Below are 2,823 nucleotides of genomic sequence, written 5' to 3' on the forward strand. Positions count from 1 at the left end.
GCCGAGGCGACGTTGCGTTGATTGCCGCGCAAACCAGCCCACATCAAAGGCAGCAAAGCCAGAAAACCGAGAAGGGTCCGATATGGCAGCAGCAGATCAAGGGGGTCGCCAATGCGGATACTGCCGATGAGCGGGCTGTAGGCAACGATCCCGATGACGGCCACGACAATAAAGATTGCGATCGCCTCCAACAGATCCCACCTGGAAAAAATACGTAAACGCATCACCGCCCAAAGCAAAATGACGGGAGTGATGAGTATCGTCCCGGCTGCGTCCGCAAGCCACCAGGTAATCCAGGTGACGACAGAATCGGAAAAGCTCAGTTCGTTCGCGAGAATAAATCCTGCCAGCGCCATGGTTGAACTAATTATCGTGGTCGGCGCAAAGGAGATGATGGCGAACTTTGCGACACCGGACGGGGTAACAAGCGTCTGGTGACCATTGGACCAACGATTGATCAGCCAGGTTCCGGCAAACGCAGCAAGGACAGTACCGATTCCAACAGAGCCCGACTCGATGAGCGAGCGGCCGCCGATGAGGTATGGAGAAAGACACCCGACTAAAATCGCGGGCCAAATCCGGTACCCGCGCAGCAGCATCAGCGCGAGCGCGAATCCGGTCGGTGGCCACAACGGTGTCGCGGCTGGATTGATGGCTGGTAACATTAGCGCGGCCTCGGCAAGGCCGATGTAAGCCGCGACGACGATTGAAAGTTCGACCAAGTAGGCTGCAGCACTCCGTGCGCTGCCAAAGGCGGAAACCTTGGCCTTACTAAATCTTGCCCTTTCCATCACAAACCTTTGCCGTGGGGCACCTCAAGTGACAGTCTATAGGGTCAACGGTCGTCGGCGATACACCCAAGAGAGCCGACACATAACTGTCGGGCGAGGAACTCGGCACCAGGTGGGTTGGCGAGGCATTTAGCTCGTAACCTCATTGCACTGCGATCTCGGACAGTTCGCCGTTCCAACTCATCACTTGGACCCGAATTTATCAAACGTGCCGCCCCAGCTGATCGTGACCGTCTGCTGACCGTCGTGCCAGTAGTAATTGGCCTGAATGGTCGAGTTCCTGAGGTGAGCCAGGTCCATCGACAGCCCGATGGGCAAGAACACCTTGCCAATGCCCTTGAGGTCCTTAAGCCCGGTGATGCTATTCACCCTGCCTTTCATGCCGGCGAATCCGTTCTCCGCGTCCGCAAATCGCAGCGAGAGGCGGTTGATCGCTTCAACCACAATCGATCCAACAACGTTGTCGCCGATTGCCCCATTGAGCCAGTCGCGGAACTTCGTCTTGAGCAATAGCTCATTCGCGAGGTGCCCATAAAAGGTCGGCGTAACAACGGCTCCTTCGGGTGTGCTCACGACGAAGCCGCGCTCGTCGATGTGGATATTGCAGACACTTGCAGCGACAGCAGCGTGAAGCGCGGTGAAACTCAGTCGCGTCCCGGTGTCTCCGAAGCCAAGCGAGAGGCGTTGACTGCCGTAGCTGGGGCTGGGCAAGAGCGCCGGTCGGGGTTGCGGCGGAGGGCGCCATTGCTCGCGGAACCCCTCACCGACGGTTGCGCCGAACGAAGCCTTCAAAGCCCAGTGCTTGGGATCTTCCTTCATGCTGATCATGGACGCGTTTTCCGGGCGCGGCCCTCGGGTCGCATCAAAGGACAGAGCACCCTCCCCGGGCTTGGGCGGCTTGGCGCTGCCCGGCAGCTTCATCCGACCGCTCAGCTCGGCCTCGAGATCGGCAGGGTCCACCGCCTCAAACGTGATGCCGTCCAGCGTGTTATTCGCGACGCGCAACGTGCCCGACTTGATATGCTTGGTGATATCGATGGACGGGATCAGATTCCTGCACCGGGACACGATCGCTTCATAGGTCTTCTCTTGTCGCTCCTCCATGCTCGGTCTCCCGCCGCTTCGCGCTATGACCGCGCGGCCAATTCGCGCAGAACCTCATACTGTGGCGTTCCGATCTCGGGCCGCCCCGCACTATGGCCCGCATCCTTCATCAGCATATGCGAGAACGACCTTATGGGGCAATCATATGAAAATACTCCGGCGCCCGCCGGGGTTTGGTTTTGGGAAAATCACAAAGTAAGTACCTCGTCACCAAAGCATCGATCAGCCGTCGAGCTATGGCGCCGTAGAAGAAGTCCGCGGGTTCACGCTGCGAAATGCGAAGGACAATCTATCCAGCCGTCAATCGCGATGAGAAGCATGAGTGCGCTCTCACTAATCTCTTAGCTTCAAAGTCAACAGCGCTGCCGACGCAAGCGAAAGCGCAATACCGAAAATGCAAGCCGTCATAGCGACTGCGCCGCGGAAATTTCAGGTCGAGCAAGCGCCGTTATAATGATGCAACCAACACCACTACAACATCGGCGCCATGCAACAGCTCGCCGCCTCCTCGTCCATTCGCGATCGCAGTGGAATCAAGAATGCCAGCAGCACCCAGCCGAGGACGCTTCATCATTAACCACACCTCTAAAGGTACATGAGTGGCTATCGATTAAACCTTGTGAGTAACGCGCTGTTAAGGTTGATTGGGAAGTCATTCGGAGAATGGGGCCCGTCACTCGAGACGCTCTTAATTCGAATTCGAGGCTTGGTGACGATCAACGCTGGCCTTGGCTATCTCTGCCATGAAGTTTGGTGCGGCGCCAACTTCCGAGCGAGCAGCCGAGGCCGATACTACTGCTTTGCGACGCATTGAATAAACTGACGAGTATGCGCGGCGGAATACGCAGGATTCGACGACATGGAGTCATATGTCTGCCTAATTACAATTTTGGCCGCAGCATTTCTTGGCTGGGTATTGCTTGAGTTG

Annotated in this window: 2 protein-coding genes; both read right to left on the reverse strand. The window is 57.1% G+C overall.

Features of this window, described 5'->3' with window-relative positions; translation table 11 throughout:
• Window positions 1-791 (reverse strand): MASE1 domain-containing protein (locus tag VJV58_RS17095; protein ID WP_324138548.1); only part of this gene is annotated, 791 nt, incomplete at its 3' end.
• Window positions 792-974: 183 nt separating this feature from the next.
• Window positions 975-1,895 (reverse strand): hypothetical protein, encoded by a 921-nt coding sequence (locus VJV58_RS17100; protein WP_324138549.1) that lies wholly within the window; start codon window positions 1,893-1,895, stop codon window positions 975-977.
• Between the last annotated feature and the right edge of the window lie 928 nt (window positions 1,896-2,823).

This window comes from Bradyrhizobium sp. (assembly GCF_035273305.1).
Classification (GTDB): Bacteria; Pseudomonadota; Alphaproteobacteria; order Rhizobiales; family Xanthobacteraceae; genus Bradyrhizobium.

Coding starts and splice junctions, on each gene's coding strand:
- VJV58_RS17100 (WP_324138549.1), bottom strand. CDS start 1,895: ATGGAGGAGCGACAAGAGAAGACCTATGAAGCGATCGTGTCCCGGTGC.